Source organism: Bradyrhizobium sp. 4, assembly GCF_023100905.1.
Lineage (GTDB): Bacteria > Pseudomonadota > Alphaproteobacteria > Rhizobiales > Xanthobacteraceae > Bradyrhizobium.
In genome coordinates this window covers 5,777,761-5,793,569 of the sequence record NZ_CP064686.1, presented here as the reverse complement: position 1 = coordinate 5,793,569, position 15,809 = coordinate 5,777,761, and the positions used below count along the sequence as shown (strand labels likewise).

The following is a 15,809-nucleotide window of genomic DNA, read 5'->3' as shown; positions in this document are numbered from 1 at the left end:
GCGCGCGATCAGCAAGGACGTTTCAACGAAGCGCTGATTTCGAGAACGAGCGGTATGCGCCGCTGATGCTGCGCGCAAATGATGCAGTAGAAGGAGTTGCGGCGGCCTCCGCCAACCGATGCAGCGGCGGAAATCCTTTCATCGTCCTCGCACGCACAGATGGAGAGAATGACTTCGCTTCGCGCCACATTCGAAATTCCATTTCATTGACGATACGGCGAACGCGCCGCATGATTTGCGCATCGCATCAAGGCACCGAGCAGGCGCCGGCGAAAAGATTTTCTCTCGACGCAGCTCCGCACGGAACAGGCGCAACGCAAGCCGTTGTGCCGATGGCGGAGCCGTGCCAGCGCAGGAGTGGAGACGGATGAACGACGACGACAAGCATGGTGAAGCGAGGCCCGACCGGCGCCATTTGCTCCAGGCGGGGTTAGCTGCGGCCTTCGCCGCGCCGCTCGGTGCCTTCGGTGCGGCACAGGCCTTTGCGCCGCGGGCCATCGCGCCCGGCGTCGATCTCTCGGAGTTTCCGCTGTGCCGGACGGCGTCGGATGTGCCAGCGCTCACCGGCGCGCCGCGCAAGCTCAAGCTGTCCTGGAACGCCGGCGCGGTCTGTCTCGCCCCGGTGCCGGTCGCCATCGAGCACGGTTTCTTCCAGAAGCACAATCTCGACGTCGAGTTCATCAACTATTCCGGTTCGACCGACCAGCTGCTCGAGGCCATCGCGACCGGCAAGAGCGATGCCGGGCTCGGCATGGCGTTGCGCTGGCTGAAGCCGCTGGAGCAGGGCTTTGACGTCAAGATCGCCGCCGGCACCCATGGCGGCTGCATGCGGGTCCTGACCCGTGCCGATTCCAGCGTGGGCAAGCTCGCCGATCTCAAGGGCAAGATCGTCGCGGTCGGCGATCTTGGCGGCCCAGACAAGAATTTCTTCTCCATTCAGCTCGCCAAGCTCGGTATCGATCCGAACAAGGATGTCGACTGGCGCGCATATCCCGGCAACCTTCTCAACGTCGCCGTCGAGAAGGGCGAGGTGCAGGCATTCCTGTCGTCCGACCCGCTGGGTTATCTCTGGCTCAAGGACAGCCAGTACAAGGAGGTCGCCTCCAATCTCGATGGCGAATATCGCGACAAGAGCTGCTGCATCCTCGGCCTGCGCGGCAGCCTGGTACGCGAGGAGCCGCTGGTCGCGCGCGCCCTGACGCAGGCGCTGCTCGATGCCGCGATGTTCACTGCGCAAAATCCGTCGGTGACGGCGAAATCGTTCCAGCCTTACGCGCCGAAGACGGCGTCGCTCACGGATATCGAGGGTATGGTGCGCTACCACACCCATCACCATCACCCCGTCGGCGAAGTCCTGAAGCGCGAGCTCAAGGCCTATGCCGACGATCTCAAGAGCGTGCAGGTGTTCAAGCAGAGCACGGATACGGCCAGATTTGCGGAGCGCATCTATGTCGACGTATTCGCTGTCTGACGGCCTTGCCTCCGGCGCGCCGCGCCTCTCGCGCGCACCGTGGCTGACGAGCTGGGTCCGGGACTCCGGTGTCGGCATTCTCGCCAGCGTGGCGTGGATTGCCTTCGGGCTGTCCTGCCTGTGGTGGGAGGACGTCGGCGACTGGTCGCGGACCCATTCGCTCGGCATTGCCGCACTTGTCATCGCAGCGATCGCGCTGTTCGGGACGGTCGGCGCCGATTACCTCGGTTCGACGGGCCGGGCCTTGCGCCAGCGCGCGCCGTGGCTCGTCGTGCTCGGCGTCGTCCTGACCCTGTGGGAAGTCGCGACGGCGAAATTCGCCTGGCTGCCATTGCCGTTCTTCCCGCCGCCGCAGTCGATCATCGAGGTCTACACCGACGATCTGCCGAAACTGCTCGACAGCGTGTTCGCCTCGGTCAAGCTCCAGCTCGGCGGTTATCTGATCGGCGCGACGGTCGGCTTCCTGACCGGCGTCTCGATCGGCTGGTCGCGCGCGGTCGGCTATTGGGTGCACCCGGTGCTGCGCTTCATCGGCCCGCTGCCGGCGACCGCGTGGCTGCCGATCGCCTTCTTCACGTTCCCGTCAAGCTGGAGCGCGTCGACCTTTCTGATCGCGCTGGCAACGGGGTTCCCGGTCACCGTGTTGACCTGGTCGGGTGTCGCGAGCGTGAGCAACGCCTACTATGACGTCGCGCGGACGCTGGGGGCAAAGCCGTCCTTCCTGGTGTTGAAGGTCGCAATCCCCGCGGCCTTGCCGCACGTTTTCGTCGGCCTGTTCATGGGGCTCGGCTCGTCCTTTGCCGTGCTCGTCGTCGCCGAGATGATCGGTGTCAAGGCCGGCCTCGGCTGGTACCTGCAATGGGCGCAGGGCTGGGCCGCCTACGCCAATATGTATGCGGCGCTGATCGTGATGTCATTGCTCTGCTCCGGCGCGATCACGCTGCTGTTTGCGATCCGCGATCGCCTGCTGGTCTGGCAGAAGGGGACCGTGAAATGGTAGCCGCAACTGCACTGGCTGAAATCGACGCTCACTCGGCCGCGGGCGCCGCGCTCGACATCGAGCAGGTCAGCCACGCCTTCGACATCGACGGCGCCGAGCTGCCGGTGCTCAGCGACGTCAGCATCTCCGTCGAGCCGGGCGAGTTCGTTGCGCTGCTCGGTCCCTCCGGCTGCGGCAAGTCCACGCTGCTGCGCCTCGTCGCAGGCCTCGACAAGCCCCGGTCCGGAACGCTGCGCGAGGACGAGGCGCGCATCACGAGACCGCACCCGTCGCGCGTTGTCGTGTTCCAGGATCCGACCTTGTTTCCCTGGCGCACAGTCTGGGACAATGTCGCGCTCGGGCTGGAGGCGCAGGGCATCTTGAAGAGCCAGCGTCACCGCGTCGATGCCGCCCTCGATCTCGTGGGGCTATCGTCCTTCCGCAATGCCTATCCGCACCAGCTCTCGGGCGGCATGGCGCAACGCGTCGCACTGGCCCGCGCGCTGGTCAACGATCCGAAAATCCTCATCCTCGACGAGCCGCTGGGCAAGCTCGATTCGTTGACCCGCATCACCATGCAAGCCGAGCTGGTCTCGCTGTGGCAGCGCAAGGGCTTTACCACGCTGCTGGTGACGCATGACGCCGAGGAGGCGCTGGTGCTCGCCAACCGCGTCATCGTGTTCAGCGACCGCCCGGCGCGCGTGAAGGCCGATATCCGTGTCGACCGGCCCTATCCGCGCCATCGCGGTGATCCATATCTGGCCGATTTGCGCCGCCAGATTCTTGGCCTGCTCGGATTGGACGCCACATGGTAACTCCGATCGCCAAGGGGCGCGCGGCGCATCACGAGCCCGACTACATCGCACGTGCCGAAGCGCTGGCCGAGGCCTTCGCTGCCCGTGCGGCCGAGTACGATCGCACCGGAAGCTTCCCGTTCGAGAATTTTCGCGAGCTGTCCGAGGCAGGCCTGCTGTCGCTGACGGTGCCTGCCGCCCATGGCGGCGCCGGGGCGGGCGCACGATACGCCGCACGCGTCCTCGGCATCATCGGCAAGGCCGATGCGTCGACCGCGCTGGTGCTGTCGATGCACTACATCAACCATCTCGTGATGGCACGGAGCCCGACCTGGCCGGCGCGGCTGTCGCGCAAGCTCGCGCGCGAGAGTGTCGAAGACCTTGCGCTCGTCAACGCACTCCGCGTCGAGCCCGAACTGGGTTCGCCTGCGCGCGGCGGCCTGCCCGCGACCATTGCACGCCGGACCGAGACCGGCTGGCGGCTCTCGGGGCACAAGATCTATTCGACGGGATCGCCGATCCTGAAATGGTATCTGGTCTGGGCGCGCACGGACGAAGCCGAGCCGCGTGTCGGACAGTTCCTGGTGCCAGCGGGCCTGCCGGGCACGCGTATCGTCGAGACCTGGGATCACCACGGCCTGCGGGCCAGCGGCAGCCACGACGTCATCTTCGACGACGTCGTGATTCCTCTCGATGCCGAGATCGACGTGCGCAAGCCGGCCGACTGGCGCGCCCCTGATGTCGCGCAGGCGACCGTCCACACGATCTTTGTCGCCGCGATCTATGACGGCGTTGCGCGGGCTGCACGCGACTGGCTGGTCGGGTTCCTGAAGCAGCGCGTGCCGGCCAGCCTGGGAGCGCCGCTTGCGACCTTGCCGCGCGCGCAGGAGATTCTTGGCGCGATCGAGGCGCGGCTCGCCGTCAATGCACGGCTGATCGCATCCTTCGCCGGTGATTTCGACGACGGTGTCGCGCTTTCGGCGGCCGAGTCCAACGTCATCAAGCTGACCGTGACCAACAACGCCGTCGCCGCGGTCGAGGAGGCCTTGTCGCTGACCGGCAATCACGGCCTGTCCCGCGCCAATCCGCTGGAGCGGCACTATCGCGACGTCCTGTGCGGTCGCGTGCACACGCCGCAGGACGATTCCACGCGCACCGGCCTCGGCCGTGCCGCATTGGGCCTCTAGCCTGCCGCCAAACATTCAGGGAGAACATCATGTCGATCGAGTTCATCGGCTTTATCGCCAACAGTAATGCGTCCGAGGCCATCGTGCGTCAGGGTCCGGTGCTCGATCCGGTTTATATCGAGACCGTGGCGAAGGCGCATGAGCTCGCGGGTTTCGACCGCGCGCTGCTGGCGTTCCATTCGACCACGCCGGATGCGCTCCAGGTCGCCCAGCATGTGCTGACCATCACCAAGTCGTTAAAAGTGATGATCGCGCAGCGGCCGGGCTTTACCGCGCCGACGCTGCTCGCGCGGCAGCTGGCGACGCTTGACCAGCTCTATGGAGGCCGCGTCTCGCTGCACGTCATCACGGGCGGCAATGCAGCCGAGCTCAGACAGGACGGCAACACGCTCGACGACAAGGACGAGCGTTACGCCCGCACCAGCGAGTTTCTCGACGTGGTGAAGCTGGAATGGACCAGCGAGAAGCCGTTCAACTACAGCGGCAAGTACTACAATGTCGAGAATGGTTTTTCGCAGGTGAAGCCGCTGCAGAAGGCCGGCATCTACACCTTCGTCGGCGGTGGCTCCGACGCTGCGATCGACGTCGCGGGCAAGCATGCCGACACCTTTGCGCTGTGGGGCGAATCCTACGCGCAGGTGCGCGACGTCACCGCGCGCGTTCACAATGCGGCCGTCAGGCAGGGCCGTCCGACGCCGCGATTCAGCCTCTCGGTGCGGCCGATCATCGCCCCGACCGAGAAGCAGGCCTGGGACAAGGCGGAAGAGATTCTTGCGCGCGCCACCGCGCTCCAGGACAAGACCGGCTATCGCAAGCCCGCTGACGGCCATGCCACCGCCGGCGCGCGGCGCCTGCTCTCGCTCGCCGACCAGGGCAGCCGCATCGACAAGCGGCTGTGGACCGAGATCGCAAAGCTCACCGGCGCCAACAGCAACACCACCGCGCTGGTCGGCACGCCCGAGCAGGTCGCCGAGGTCTTCGGCGACTATTACGACCTCGGCGTCAGCCATTTCCTGATCCGCGGCTTCGACCCCCTGATCGACGCCATCGAATACGGCCGCGAGCTGATCCCGCTGACGCGCGAGGTGATCGCCAAGCGGCAGGCCGTTCGCGGCGAGGCGGCGGAATGATCCGCCTCATGCTGGCCGGCGCGCTGCTGTTCGGCTCGTTCGACCTGGCAGCGGCGCAAACCACCTTGCGCGTCGGCGACCAGAAGGGCAATTCGCAGGCCGTGATGGAAGCGGCGGGCGTGCTCAAGGACGTGCCGTACAAGATCGAGTGGAAGGAATTTCCCGCGGCTGCGCCGCTGCTCGAAGCGCTCAGCGCCGGCGCGATCGAGACCGGGCTCGTTGGCGACGCACCCTTCACCTTCGCCGCCGCCTCAGGCGCGCCGGTGAAGGCGATCGCCGCGATCCGGCAGACGCGCGAGGGGCTTGCCATCCTCGTGCCCGAGAATTCGCCGATCAAGAGCTTTGCGGATTTGCGCGGCAAGAAGATCGCGACTGGCCGTGGCTCGATCGGGCACCAGTTGATCCTTGCCGCGCTCGAGAAGAACGGTTGGGCTGCGGCTGACGTGCAGATTGCGTTCCTGGCGCCGTCCGATGCCAAGATCGCCTACACGCAAGGCTCCGTCGACGCGTGGTCGACCTGGGAGCCTTATGTCAGCCAGGAGGAGGTGTTGTTCAAGTCGCGCCGTGTCATCACCTCGGAGGGTCTGACGCCGGGGCTGAGCTTTCAGGTGGCGCGGCCCGATGCGATCCGCGACAAGCGCGCGGAGCTGACCGACTTCATCCGACGCCTCACCGCGGCGCGGGCGTGGTCGCTGAACGATATCGACAGCTATGCGGCAACCTGGGGCAGGCTGATGAACATCCCGACCGCCGTGCCGCAGAACTGGCTGTCGCGCGCAAAAATCCGGATCGCGCCGATCGATGACGGCGTGGTCGCGGACGAGCAGAGCACGATCGATCTCTATTTTCGCTGGGGCCTTATCAAGCAGAAGCTTGATGCGGCCGAGGTCGTAGATCGCTCGTTCTCGGATGCGATTGCGAAGGCAGGGCTGTAGGGCACCCGGGTGTCCCGGACGCGACGCTTACCCCTCTCCCCTTGCGGGAGAGGGTGGCTCGCCGCGTAGCGGCGAGACGGGTGAGGGGTTCTCTCCGCGAGTAGTCTCTCACATTGAAGTGAGCCGATAGAACCCCTCATCCGGCGCTTCGCGCCACCTTCTCCCGCAAGGGAGAAGGAGTGCGGCGAGCGTTGGTCTTTCCTCGAAACGATCCTTCTGCATTCCGCGCTCATGACAACACCCGCGTTGCTATTTGCACGACCTCCCTTGCGCCGCGCTCCATCCCGGCAAAAATCATAACGACGATCACATCGGGAGACCGGCCATGGGCCTGCAAGAAACAAAAATCGAATCGCTTCCCTTCGTCACCGCCGAACTCAACTATCTCGCGCCGGCTTCCGGCAAGCCGCGTACCTATGCCTTCGATCCGCCGCCTGGCGAGCCCAAGAGCACGTCGTTGCCGGAGCCGCATCAGGTCCCGATCTTCGATGCGCGACTGATCGCGCAGAATTTCTCGCTCGACCGCGAAGGTTTTGCGCTGGTGCGGCATCCAACCCAGGTCAAGGACTTCAGCAACGACGACGAGGTGAGGGCGGTCTACTATCCCGCCGTCGAGGCCTTCCTGCGGGCAACGCTGAAAGCCGACCGCGTCGTTATCTTCGACCATACCGTGCGCAGGCGGGTCGAGGGCGCCGCGGATATTCGCGACGGTGGCCCGCGTCAGCCGGCAACACGCGTCCACGTCGACCAGACCGGCGTCTCGGGCGCCAACCGCGTGCGCGAGCATCTGCCCGATGAGGCCGAGGAGCTGCTGAAAGGCCGCGTCCAGGTGATCAATCTGTGGCGGCCGATCCGTGGTCCATTGCGCGACTCACCGCTCGCGATGGCTGACGGCACGACGGTGGCGCCCGACGATCTCGTCGCGTCCGACCTGATCTATCCCAACCGCCGCGGCGAGACTTATTCGGTGAAATACAATCCGAACCATCGCTGGTTCTATTTCCCGGAGATGACGGCGGACGAAGCGCTGCTGCTCAAGTGCTACGATTCCGCGACGGACGGCCGCACCCGCTTCGGGCCCCACACCGCGTTCGTCGATCCCACTACGCCGGCCGATGCGGCACCGCGCGAAAGTATCGAGGTTCGGACGCTCGTGTTTCACAAACAGTAACAATGTGTGATGGCACCGCCGGGCGCGACCCGGCGGCGCCTGAGGAACCCACGGGAACCAACAAACGTTGCTGCGCGGGGCAGGGCCAACCGGGAGCGGTGCCGTGCGAGCGCAGACCACGCTATTTTCTTGCCTTGCCACTTTTTCGCTTTCTGCAGTTTCCTTTGCCCAGGCCGAAAGCGGGCTTGCCTCCTATTACGGATACGGAAAAGCCGGAAAAGGCGAGCTGACCTGCGCGCACCGGACGCGCCCCTTCGGAAGCGTGCTGAGGGTGTCGTACGGGAGCCGCTCGATTCAATGCCGGGTCAACGATCGCGGCCCCTTCATCCGCGGCCGGATCGTCGATCTCTCGGTGCCGGCCGCCAAGGCGCTGGGCATGATGAGCGCCGGCGTGGTGCGGGTCTCGGTGGAATAGGTCCGCCGGCGCGCTATAGTGCCGCCCAAAGCATGGGTCAGGGGGCGCTATGGCCAGGATCAGGGTGGGACTCGTCGGCTGCGGCTTCGTGTCGGAGCTGCATATGTATGCGTTCCGGCGCGTCTACGGCGTGGATGTCGAGGTCGCGGCGGTCGCTGCGCGCGGCGACCATGTCGTCGAATTCGCCGGGCGCCACCAGATCCCGCGGGTCTATCGTGGCTTTGCCGAGCTGATTGCGGACCGCGAGCTTGACGTCATCGACATCTGCACGCCGCCCAATCTGCATGCCGAAATGATCGTCGCCGCCATGCAGGCCGGCAAGCACGTGATCTGCGAAAAGCCGTTCGCCGGCTATTTCGGCCGCGACGGCGATCGGCAGCCGATCGGCAAGCATGTGCCGAAGGCGCTGATGTATGAGCGCGTGCTGGAGGAGATGGACGCCACGCGCGCCGCGATCGAGCGCACCGGAAAGCTCTTCATGTATGCCGAGGACTGGATCTACGCGCCCGCGGTGACCAAGACCGCGGAGATCATCAAGGCGACGAAAGACAAAATCCTGTTCATGAAGGGCGAGGAGAGCCATTCCGGCTCGCACGCGGCCCACGCCGCGCAATGGGCGATGACCGGCGGCGGCTCGCTGATCCGGATGGGCTGCCATCCGCTCTCCGCCGTGCTGTATCTCAAGCAGGTCGAGGCCAAGGCGCGCGGCGAGACCATCCGCGTCGCCAGCGTCAGCGGCGATGTCGGCAACGTCACGGCTGTCCTGAAGCCGGAGGAGCGTACCTACATCAAGGCAAATCCTGTTGACGTTGAGGATTGGGGTACGCTGACCGCGACGTTTTCGGACGGCACCAAGGCCACCGTGTTCTCCGGCGACATGATCATGGGCGGCGTCCGTAATCTGATCGAGACCTACACGTCAGGCGGCTCGCTGTTCGCCAACATCACGCCGAACAATCATTTGATGAGCTACCAGACCTCCGAGGAGAAGCTCGCCTCCGTCTACATCACCGAGAAGGTCGACCGCAAAACGGGCTGGCAATATGTCTGCCTCGAAGAGGAGTGGACGCGCGGCTATCTCCAGGAGATCCAGGACTTCATGGAATGCGCCGCGACGGGACGGCAGCCGCTGTCGGACCTCGCGCTGGCGTATGAGACGATCAAGGTGAACTATGCGGGATACTGGGCGGCGGAGGAGGGACGGCGGGTGGTGTTGTAGGGCGTGACAACGCCGATCTAGCTGAACCTGGTGCGTCCGTATTCAACGCCTCCCGAGTGTCGTCAATGAGAAGCGCTGTGCGTCGCCTGGTCTCGCCAGCGACCTTGCCGCGACAAGGGCGCGAGCCTCATCGAGCGAATAGGCGCAGACTGTGAACAGCGGCTTCGGGCTCTGGCCGGGGATCGGCTGAAGGACTGTGAAGGGCTTCGGGTTTCGCATGGCTTGCTCCGGGCTTGCGACGACGATGCCGTCCTGTCCCGGTTCAGCCACCAGTGGGCGATGCAGTAAAACCAAGCTTTTGCCCCGAAATTCATTGTCCGACACTGATTGCGGGGCCTGATAGCCGCCGCCGATGTCGCGGCTGAAGCCGCCCCCGTTGTGCCAAGGACCCCACCAGCCCATCGTAGCGCTTGACGAGGGGACATGACTGGCAAATCTTTGTCGCGTTATTGGCACGGTCTGTTTGGATATGGATTAAATCATTGTGGAAAGTTCAGCTCAAACTACGCTTGGAAATACACTCGTCTCGCTCCTGATCTGGGCCTGCATGGCGAGCGCTGCGTTGGCTCAATCTGGCAGTGCAGGCGGGAGTATCTCGAATGATGAGAAGTCCCTTTCCGGCTTGCGGCAGGCACCGCGCACGGTGGAGCCTGAGAAGCCCGCACGACGCAGCAAGCCCGAAGCCGCCCGGAAAAGCGGTGGTGGTGGTAGCGGTGTTAGCAAGTTCGACGGCGTGTGGCTCGTTACTGCAGTGGGCTGCGGTACCACCACCACGTCGACAGTCGTCGTCTCCGGCGGAAGCGTCAGTGGCGGGGGTGCCACCGGAACGATCAACGCCAACGGGGTCGGCCACTCGGTCGGCATCTACGATGGGGTCACCGTCACCGGTACCAGCTTTACTTCGGGCAATCGAGGCACCGGGACGTTCAGAGCATCGACTGGCTGTACAGGCACAGTCACCTCAATCAAACAGTAAAATGATTGCCTAATTGGGGAGGTGCGACCTACTCACCCGTCTCACCGCTTCGCGGCGAGCCACCCTCTCCCGCAAGGGGAGAGGGTGCACCGTCGTCGCGGCGCGTAGCCTCACGTCCCATAGGTCGATCCCTTCGGTAGCGGAAACACCGGGTCTTGCGTCCTGATGTTCGTCGGCCACACAACCGAGATGTGCTCGCCGGCATTCTGCATCACGACCGGGGTCGAGCGCTCGTTCTGGCCGGAGAGCGGCGTGCCCGGCGGGAAGAATTTCACGCCATAGCCCTGGATGGTGCCGCCGGCGGGAATGTCGACGTCGAGCGCGGCCTTGCGAATGGCCTCGGGCTCGAAGCTGCCGTACCTTTCCTTGGCGACCGGCAGCACGCTGTTGAGCAGAATCCAGGTCTGGTTGAAACCCATCGAGCAGTGCGGCGGCACGTCGGTCGCGCCGGTCTTGGCCTGGTAGCGCGTGACCATGGTCTTGGTCAGATCGCCGATTCCAGGCGCAAGCTTGGCGGAATCGAGCAGTTGCGCCGGCACCGGATCGATGTTGCAGAAATTGTCGATGTCGGGGCCGAAGGTCGCGCGCAGCTTGTCGAGCTGGCTGTAGCCGGCGCCCGCGCCGAACAGCATCTTGAAGCGCAGGCCGCTCTCGCGGGCTTGACGCAGGAACAGGGTGATGTCGGGGTTGTAGCCGGCGTGCGAGATCACATCGACCTTGGCGCGCTTGAGCTTGGTCACAAGCACCGAGAGATCGGGCGCGGACGCCGAATAGCCTTCGCGCATCACCACCTGGATGCCCGCCTGCTTGGCATAGGCCTCGTCGGCCGCCGCGACGCCGACGCCGTAAGGCCCGTCCTCGTGGATCAGCGCAACCTTGACGTCCTTCGGGTCCATGCCGAGCTTGCCTTGCGCGTGCTCGGCGACGAAGCCCGCGAAGGCCTGGCCGTACTGGTCGGAATGGATCTGCGCGCGAAACACGTATTGCAGGTTCTTGTCCTTGAACACGGCGGTCGAGACCGCTGTCGTGATCCAGAGGATCTTCTTCTGCTGCTCGACCTTCGCGGCCATCGGCACCGCATGCGCGCTGGAATAGACCCCGTTGATGATGTCGATCTTTTCCTGGCTGATCAGCCGCTCGGCTTCGTTGATCGCCACGTCCGCCTTGCTCTGCGAATCCGCCGCGACCGGCACGATCTTGGTCTTGCCGCCGATGCCGCCCTTTTCGTTGACGAGGTCGATGGCGATCTGCGCGCCGACCGAGGAGGCGACCGAGCCGCCAGCGGCGAACGGACCGGTGAGGTCGTAGATCAGGCCGATGCGTAAATTTTCGGCTTGCGCCTGGGCCCGTGTCCAATCGAGGCTGAGTGCGGCGGCGGCAGCCGCCGAGCTCTTCAGCAGCTGCCTGCGTGAAGTCGGCATCCTATCCTCCCTCAAAATCGTCTTATGATTTGGTCTTGTTATTCTTTTTCGAAGTATGGGGAGGGGGGCGGTGGAAAGTCAACATGGCGAAAGTCGGGGTCCCGCCTCCGCGGCGCAGAACGCAATTGCGAAAGGGGCGGCGACGAGACCCGCGCTATTGTTTCAAGCGACGGGCGAGATAGCCGGCGGTCTTCCCGCCGGCCTTGGCCACCTCGCGCGGTGTCCCTGACGCAACAATGCGGCCGCCTTCATCGCCGGCGCCGGGACCGAGATCGATGATCCAGTCGCTGTGAGAGACGACATCCATGTCATGTTCGACCACGACCACGCTGTTGCCGGCGTCCACGATGCGCTCGAGTTGGGCGATCAGCCGCTCGACATCCTTGGGATGCAGACCGGTGGTCGGCTCGTCCAGGACATAGAGCGTGTGACCGCGTTGCGGCCGCATGAGCTCGGTCGCGAGCTTGATGCGCTGGGCTTCGCCACCCGACAGTTCGGTCGCGGACTGACCGAGACGAATATAGCCGAGCCCGACCTCGCGGACGACCGATAGCGACCGGTTGAGAGTTGGATCTTCGCGGAAGAATTCGAAGGCCTCGTCGACGCGCATCATCAGCACATCCGCGATGGATTTTCCGCGGACCTTCACCTCCAGCGTCTTGTCGTTGTAGCGCGCGCCCTTGCAGGTCGGGCAGGGCGCATAGACACTAGGCAGGAACAGAAGCTCGACGCAGACAAATCCCTCGCCTTCGCAGGTGCTGCATCGGCCTTTCGCGACATTGAAAGAGAAGCGCCCGGCATCGTAGCGGCGGGATTTTGCCTGCGGTGTCGCGGCGAACAGCCGCCGGACGTGGTCAAACAGGCCGGTATAGGTCGCAAGGTTCGATCGTGGCGTGCGGCCGATCGGCCTCTGATCCACCACCACGAGGCGATCGATCTGGTCGAGGCCGGCGACAATCTTGCCGCCCAATGTCTCGACCGTGGGTGCTGCCAGGCAGTCGTCGTCCGCGTCCGCGGCCCGTGTATGGCCGAGATGCTCCGCCACGGCATCGACGAGGAATTGACTGATCAGGCTCGATTTGCCCGAGCCCGACACGCCGGTCACGCTGGCGAGAATCCCGAGCGGGATATCGACGTCGAGGCCGCGCAGATTGTTGCGGGTCACCCCCCGGATCTTCAGGTGGCCCTTCGACTCGCGGCGGACCGTCGGCAGTGGCTTTCGTGGATGCGCGAGATAATGGGCGGTTCGCGATTGTGCGACCTGCCCGAGCCCTGCGGGGGGCCCGCTATAGAGGATTTTCCCGCCGCCTTCGCCGGCGTCCGGCCCGACGTCGACCAGCCAGTCGGCATGCCTGATTACCTCGATCTCGTGTTCGACCACGAAGATCGAATTGCCCGCATGCTTCAGCCTGTCCAGCGCCCGCAGCAGCGCCTCGGTGTCGGCGGGATGCAGACCTGCCGACGGTTCGTCGAGCACGTAGACGACGCCGAACAGGTTGGAGCGGACCTGTGTCGCAAGCCGCAGCCGCTGCAACTCGCCCGGCGACAGCGTCGGCGTACTGCGCTCGCAAGCGAGATAGCCAAGCCCGAGATCGAGCAGGACCGCCAGTCGCGCCGACAGATCCTCGCAGATGCGCCTGGCGACGATGGTCTTCTCCGATGCTCCATCCGTCGAAGCCTTCGCGAATGGCTTCATCACCTCCTGCAGCTTCTTGAGCGGCAGATGAGACATCTCGGCGATATCAAGACCGGCGAACTTGACCTTGAGCGCCTCGGGCTTCAATCGCGTGCCGTGGCAGGTCGGGCAGTCCTGGGTGATCATGAATTGCGCGACGCGGCGCTTCATCATCGCACTCTCGGACTTGGCATAGGTCTGCATCACGTAGCGCTTGGCGCCGGTGAACGTGCCTTGATAGCTCGGCTCCTCCTTGCGGCGGAGGGCTCGTTTGACTTCTGCCGCAGTGTAACCGGCATAGACCGGAACGGTCGGCTGCTCCTCAGTGAACAGGATCCAGTCGCGGTCCTTCCTGGGCAGCTCACGCCAGGGCTTGTCAACGTCGTAGCCTAGCGTCGTCAGGATGTCCCGGAGGTTCTGTCCCTGCCAGGCACTCGGCCAGGCCGCGACGGCGCGCTCGCGAATGGTGAGGGTGTCGTCGGGCACCATGGATTTTTCGGTGACGTCGAGCATCCGGCCGATGCCGTGGCAGGTCGGGCAGGCGCCTTCCGGCGTGTTCGGCGAGAACGATTCCGCATAGAGCATTGGCTGTCCGCGCGGGTAATCGCCGGCACGGGAATAGAGCATCCTGAGCAGGTTCGAGATGGTGGTCACGCTGCCGACGGACGACCTCGTCGTCGGCGCGCCGCGCTGCTGCTGGAGCGCGACGGCGGGCGGCAGGCCTTCGATGTCGTCGACCTCAGGGATCTGCATCTGGTGGAAGAGACGGCGCGCGTAAGGCGACACCGATTCCAGATATCGCCGCTGCGCCTCGGCGTAGATCGTCCCGAAGGCGAGCGAGGATTTTCCGGAGCCCGACACGCCCGTGAACACGACGAGGGCGTTGCGCGGAATACTGACGTCGACGTTCCTGAGATTGTGCTCACGCGCGCCGCGCACGCGAACGAAGCCGTCGTCCTGCATCAGGCCATCGGGTCGTCTTGGTCGGTCGTCCATTTGGCTGCTCCGGCCCACGCATGGGAGGTTAACGGCAGGATCGCAGGATGGGTCCACCGATGACAGCGTACCGGTGGCGTTCTGCACAAAACAAAGGCCCGTCGCGGCTGGAGCGACGGGCCTTGCAAAGGCGATGGGGCGCTCGGGACCGAGCCTGGTGCCCAGTCCGGCGTATTACTGCGACAGCTTCACGAAGCTCGGAAACTTCAGCTTGCCTTCCGCGATCTTCTCGGGCCAGACCACGACCTGCTTGGAGTCCTGCCACTGGAAGACCAGACCGGATACGGTCGTCGGACCCGACTTGATGCCGTGGGTGAACTCGTCGTCCTTGCCGTAGAATTGGATGCGGCCGATCGTGCCCTCGTAGTCGGTCTTTTCGAGTTCGGCGACCATCTTGTCGGGATCGGTCGAGCCCGCGCGCGTGATCGCCTCCGTGATGAAGTAGACCTCGTCATACGCGGTGTAGCCGGTATAGGCCGGCGGCGAGCCGAACTTGGCCTTGAACGCGGCCGCGAACGGTTTCGTCTTGGAGGTCACGGCAACGTCGGGCGTTGCGACCGCCAGCGACGGGACGCCGTCGGCGGCGCCATTGGTGTCCTTCCAGAAGGTCGGGCTCAGCGCCTGCGCGCTGATGCCGAACATCGGGATTGGTACCTGCTGGTTCTTCCACTGCACCGTCGGCTGCACGCCGACATGCGAGATGCCGGTGACGATCACGTCCGGCTTCTTGCCCTCGATATTGTTGAAGATCGGCGTGAAGTCGGTGGTGTCAGGCGAGAACCGCACGTGCTCGACCACCTTGAGGCCTGCTTTCGGAAGACAGGCCTCGTAGCCGACGTCGAGCGGCTTGGTCCAGGCGGCGTCCTCGCTCATGATCGCGACCGTCTTGAACTTGAGCTTGTCGACCAGGAGATCCTTGGCGGCGTCGCAGACGAGCTGCGCTTGCGCGGCCGAAGTCAGATAGCCGTGGAAGGTGTACTTGTTCTTCTCGTAGTCGTTATGGATCGCCTTGGTGATCTCGTTCGAGGCGGCGCCGGGGGTGATCAGCGGCATCTTCAGCCGCGCCGCCCAGGGTTCGAGCGCGAGGACGACCTCGCTGATATAGCTTGCGATCACGGCGGAGACCTTGTCCTCGCTCACCGCGCGCTGGAACGCACGCACCGAGTCCGCCGAGGAGCTTTTGTTGTCGTAGGTCACGATCTCGATCTTGCGGCCGAGAATGCCGCCCTTGGCGTTGATTTCGTCGGCGGCGATCTGCGCGCCGCCAGGCGTCGCGGCACCCGCGATCGACTGCACTTCGGCGATGACGCCGATCTTGATGGGCTCGTTCGACTGCGCGTAGGCGGGAGCAGCGAGGCACAGCGCCAGCGCGGAGGCGAGGAGAAAGCTGCCGCTCAAATTCGTCGATGGTCGCATGGTCGTTTCCCTTTTGCTTGTTTG

Annotated in this window: 13 protein-coding genes; 10 read left to right on the top strand and 3 right to left on the bottom strand. The window is 64.7% G+C overall.

Going from position 1 to position 15,809, the window contains the following annotated elements; translation table 11 throughout:
* The first annotated feature begins 367 nt into the window (after positions 1-367).
* The 10 genes from IVB45_RS27655 (at position 368) to IVB45_RS27610 (ending at position 10,277) form a co-directional block, all read left to right on the top strand.
* On the top strand, positions 368-1,471 hold the full coding sequence (locus IVB45_RS27655) for an ABC transporter substrate-binding protein (protein WP_247358878.1): 1,104 nt from the start codon (positions 368-370) through the stop codon (positions 1,469-1,471).
* Positions 1,449-2,471: an ABC transporter permease subunit gene (locus IVB45_RS27650; RefSeq protein ID WP_247288122.1), complete on the top strand. Its 1,023-nt coding sequence runs from the start codon at positions 1,449-1,451 to the stop codon at positions 2,469-2,471. Before IVB45_RS27655 ends, IVB45_RS27650 begins: the two co-directional genes overlap by 23 nt.
* On the top strand, positions 2,465-3,265 hold the full coding sequence (locus tag IVB45_RS27645; RefSeq protein WP_027570842.1) for an ABC transporter ATP-binding protein: 801 nt from the start codon (positions 2,465-2,467) through the stop codon (positions 3,263-3,265). Before IVB45_RS27650 ends, IVB45_RS27645 begins: the two co-directional genes overlap by 7 nt.
* A complete protein-coding gene (locus IVB45_RS27640; protein ID WP_247358880.1) occupies positions 3,259-4,431 on the top strand; it encodes an acyl-CoA dehydrogenase family protein in 1,173 nt (390 codons plus the stop codon). The genes IVB45_RS27645 and IVB45_RS27640 overlap by 7 nt, the downstream gene beginning before the upstream one ends.
* 29 nt (positions 4,432-4,460) lie before the next feature.
* Entirely contained in the window at positions 4,461-5,561 is a 1,101-nt protein-coding gene (locus IVB45_RS27635) for an LLM class flavin-dependent oxidoreductase (RefSeq protein ID WP_247358882.1), read from the top strand.
* Positions 5,558-6,496, top strand: a complete 939-nt coding sequence (locus tag IVB45_RS27630; RefSeq protein ID WP_247358885.1) for an ABC transporter substrate-binding protein — start codon at positions 5,558-5,560, stop codon at positions 6,494-6,496. The genes IVB45_RS27635 and IVB45_RS27630 overlap by 4 nt, the downstream gene beginning before the upstream one ends.
* A gap of 325 nt (positions 6,497-6,821) precedes the next feature.
* The gene (locus tag IVB45_RS27625) at positions 6,822-7,667 is read left to right on the top strand and encodes a CmcJ/NvfI family oxidoreductase (RefSeq protein ID WP_247358887.1); all 846 of its coding nucleotides are present in this window, start codon (positions 6,822-6,824) and stop codon (positions 7,665-7,667) included.
* A 103-nt stretch (positions 7,668-7,770) separates the two neighbouring features.
* Positions 7,771-8,082: a septal ring lytic transglycosylase RlpA family protein gene (locus IVB45_RS27620; RefSeq protein ID WP_007601095.1), complete on the top strand. Its 312-nt coding sequence runs from the start codon at positions 7,771-7,773 to the stop codon at positions 8,080-8,082.
* Between the two features lie 49 nt (positions 8,083-8,131).
* A complete protein-coding gene (locus tag IVB45_RS27615) occupies positions 8,132-9,301 on the top strand; it encodes a Gfo/Idh/MocA family oxidoreductase (RefSeq protein ID WP_247358889.1) in 1,170 nt (389 codons plus the stop codon).
* A 484-nt stretch (positions 9,302-9,785) separates the two neighbouring features.
* Positions 9,786-10,277 (top strand): hypothetical protein, encoded by a 492-nt coding sequence (locus IVB45_RS27610; RefSeq protein ID WP_245287893.1) that lies wholly within the window; start codon positions 9,786-9,788, stop codon positions 10,275-10,277.
* 110 nt (positions 10,278-10,387) lie between these two features.
* Here IVB45_RS27610 and IVB45_RS27605 read toward each other — a convergent pair whose 3' ends face one another.
* The 3 genes from IVB45_RS27605 to IVB45_RS27595 form a co-directional block, all read right to left on the bottom strand.
* A complete protein-coding gene (locus tag IVB45_RS27605; RefSeq protein ID WP_247358891.1) occupies positions 10,388-11,698 on the bottom strand; it encodes an ABC transporter substrate-binding protein in 1,311 nt (436 codons plus the stop codon).
* 154 nt (positions 11,699-11,852) lie between these two features.
* Positions 11,853-14,369: an excinuclease ABC subunit UvrA gene (gene uvrA, locus IVB45_RS27600; RefSeq protein ID WP_247358893.1), complete on the bottom strand. Its 2,517-nt coding sequence runs from the start codon at positions 14,367-14,369 to the stop codon at positions 11,853-11,855.
* Positions 14,370-14,543: 174 nt separating this feature from the next.
* Entirely contained in the window at positions 14,544-15,785 is a 1,242-nt protein-coding gene (locus IVB45_RS27595) for an ABC transporter substrate-binding protein (protein WP_027570851.1), read from the bottom strand.
* Between the last annotated feature and the right edge of the window lie 24 nt (positions 15,786-15,809).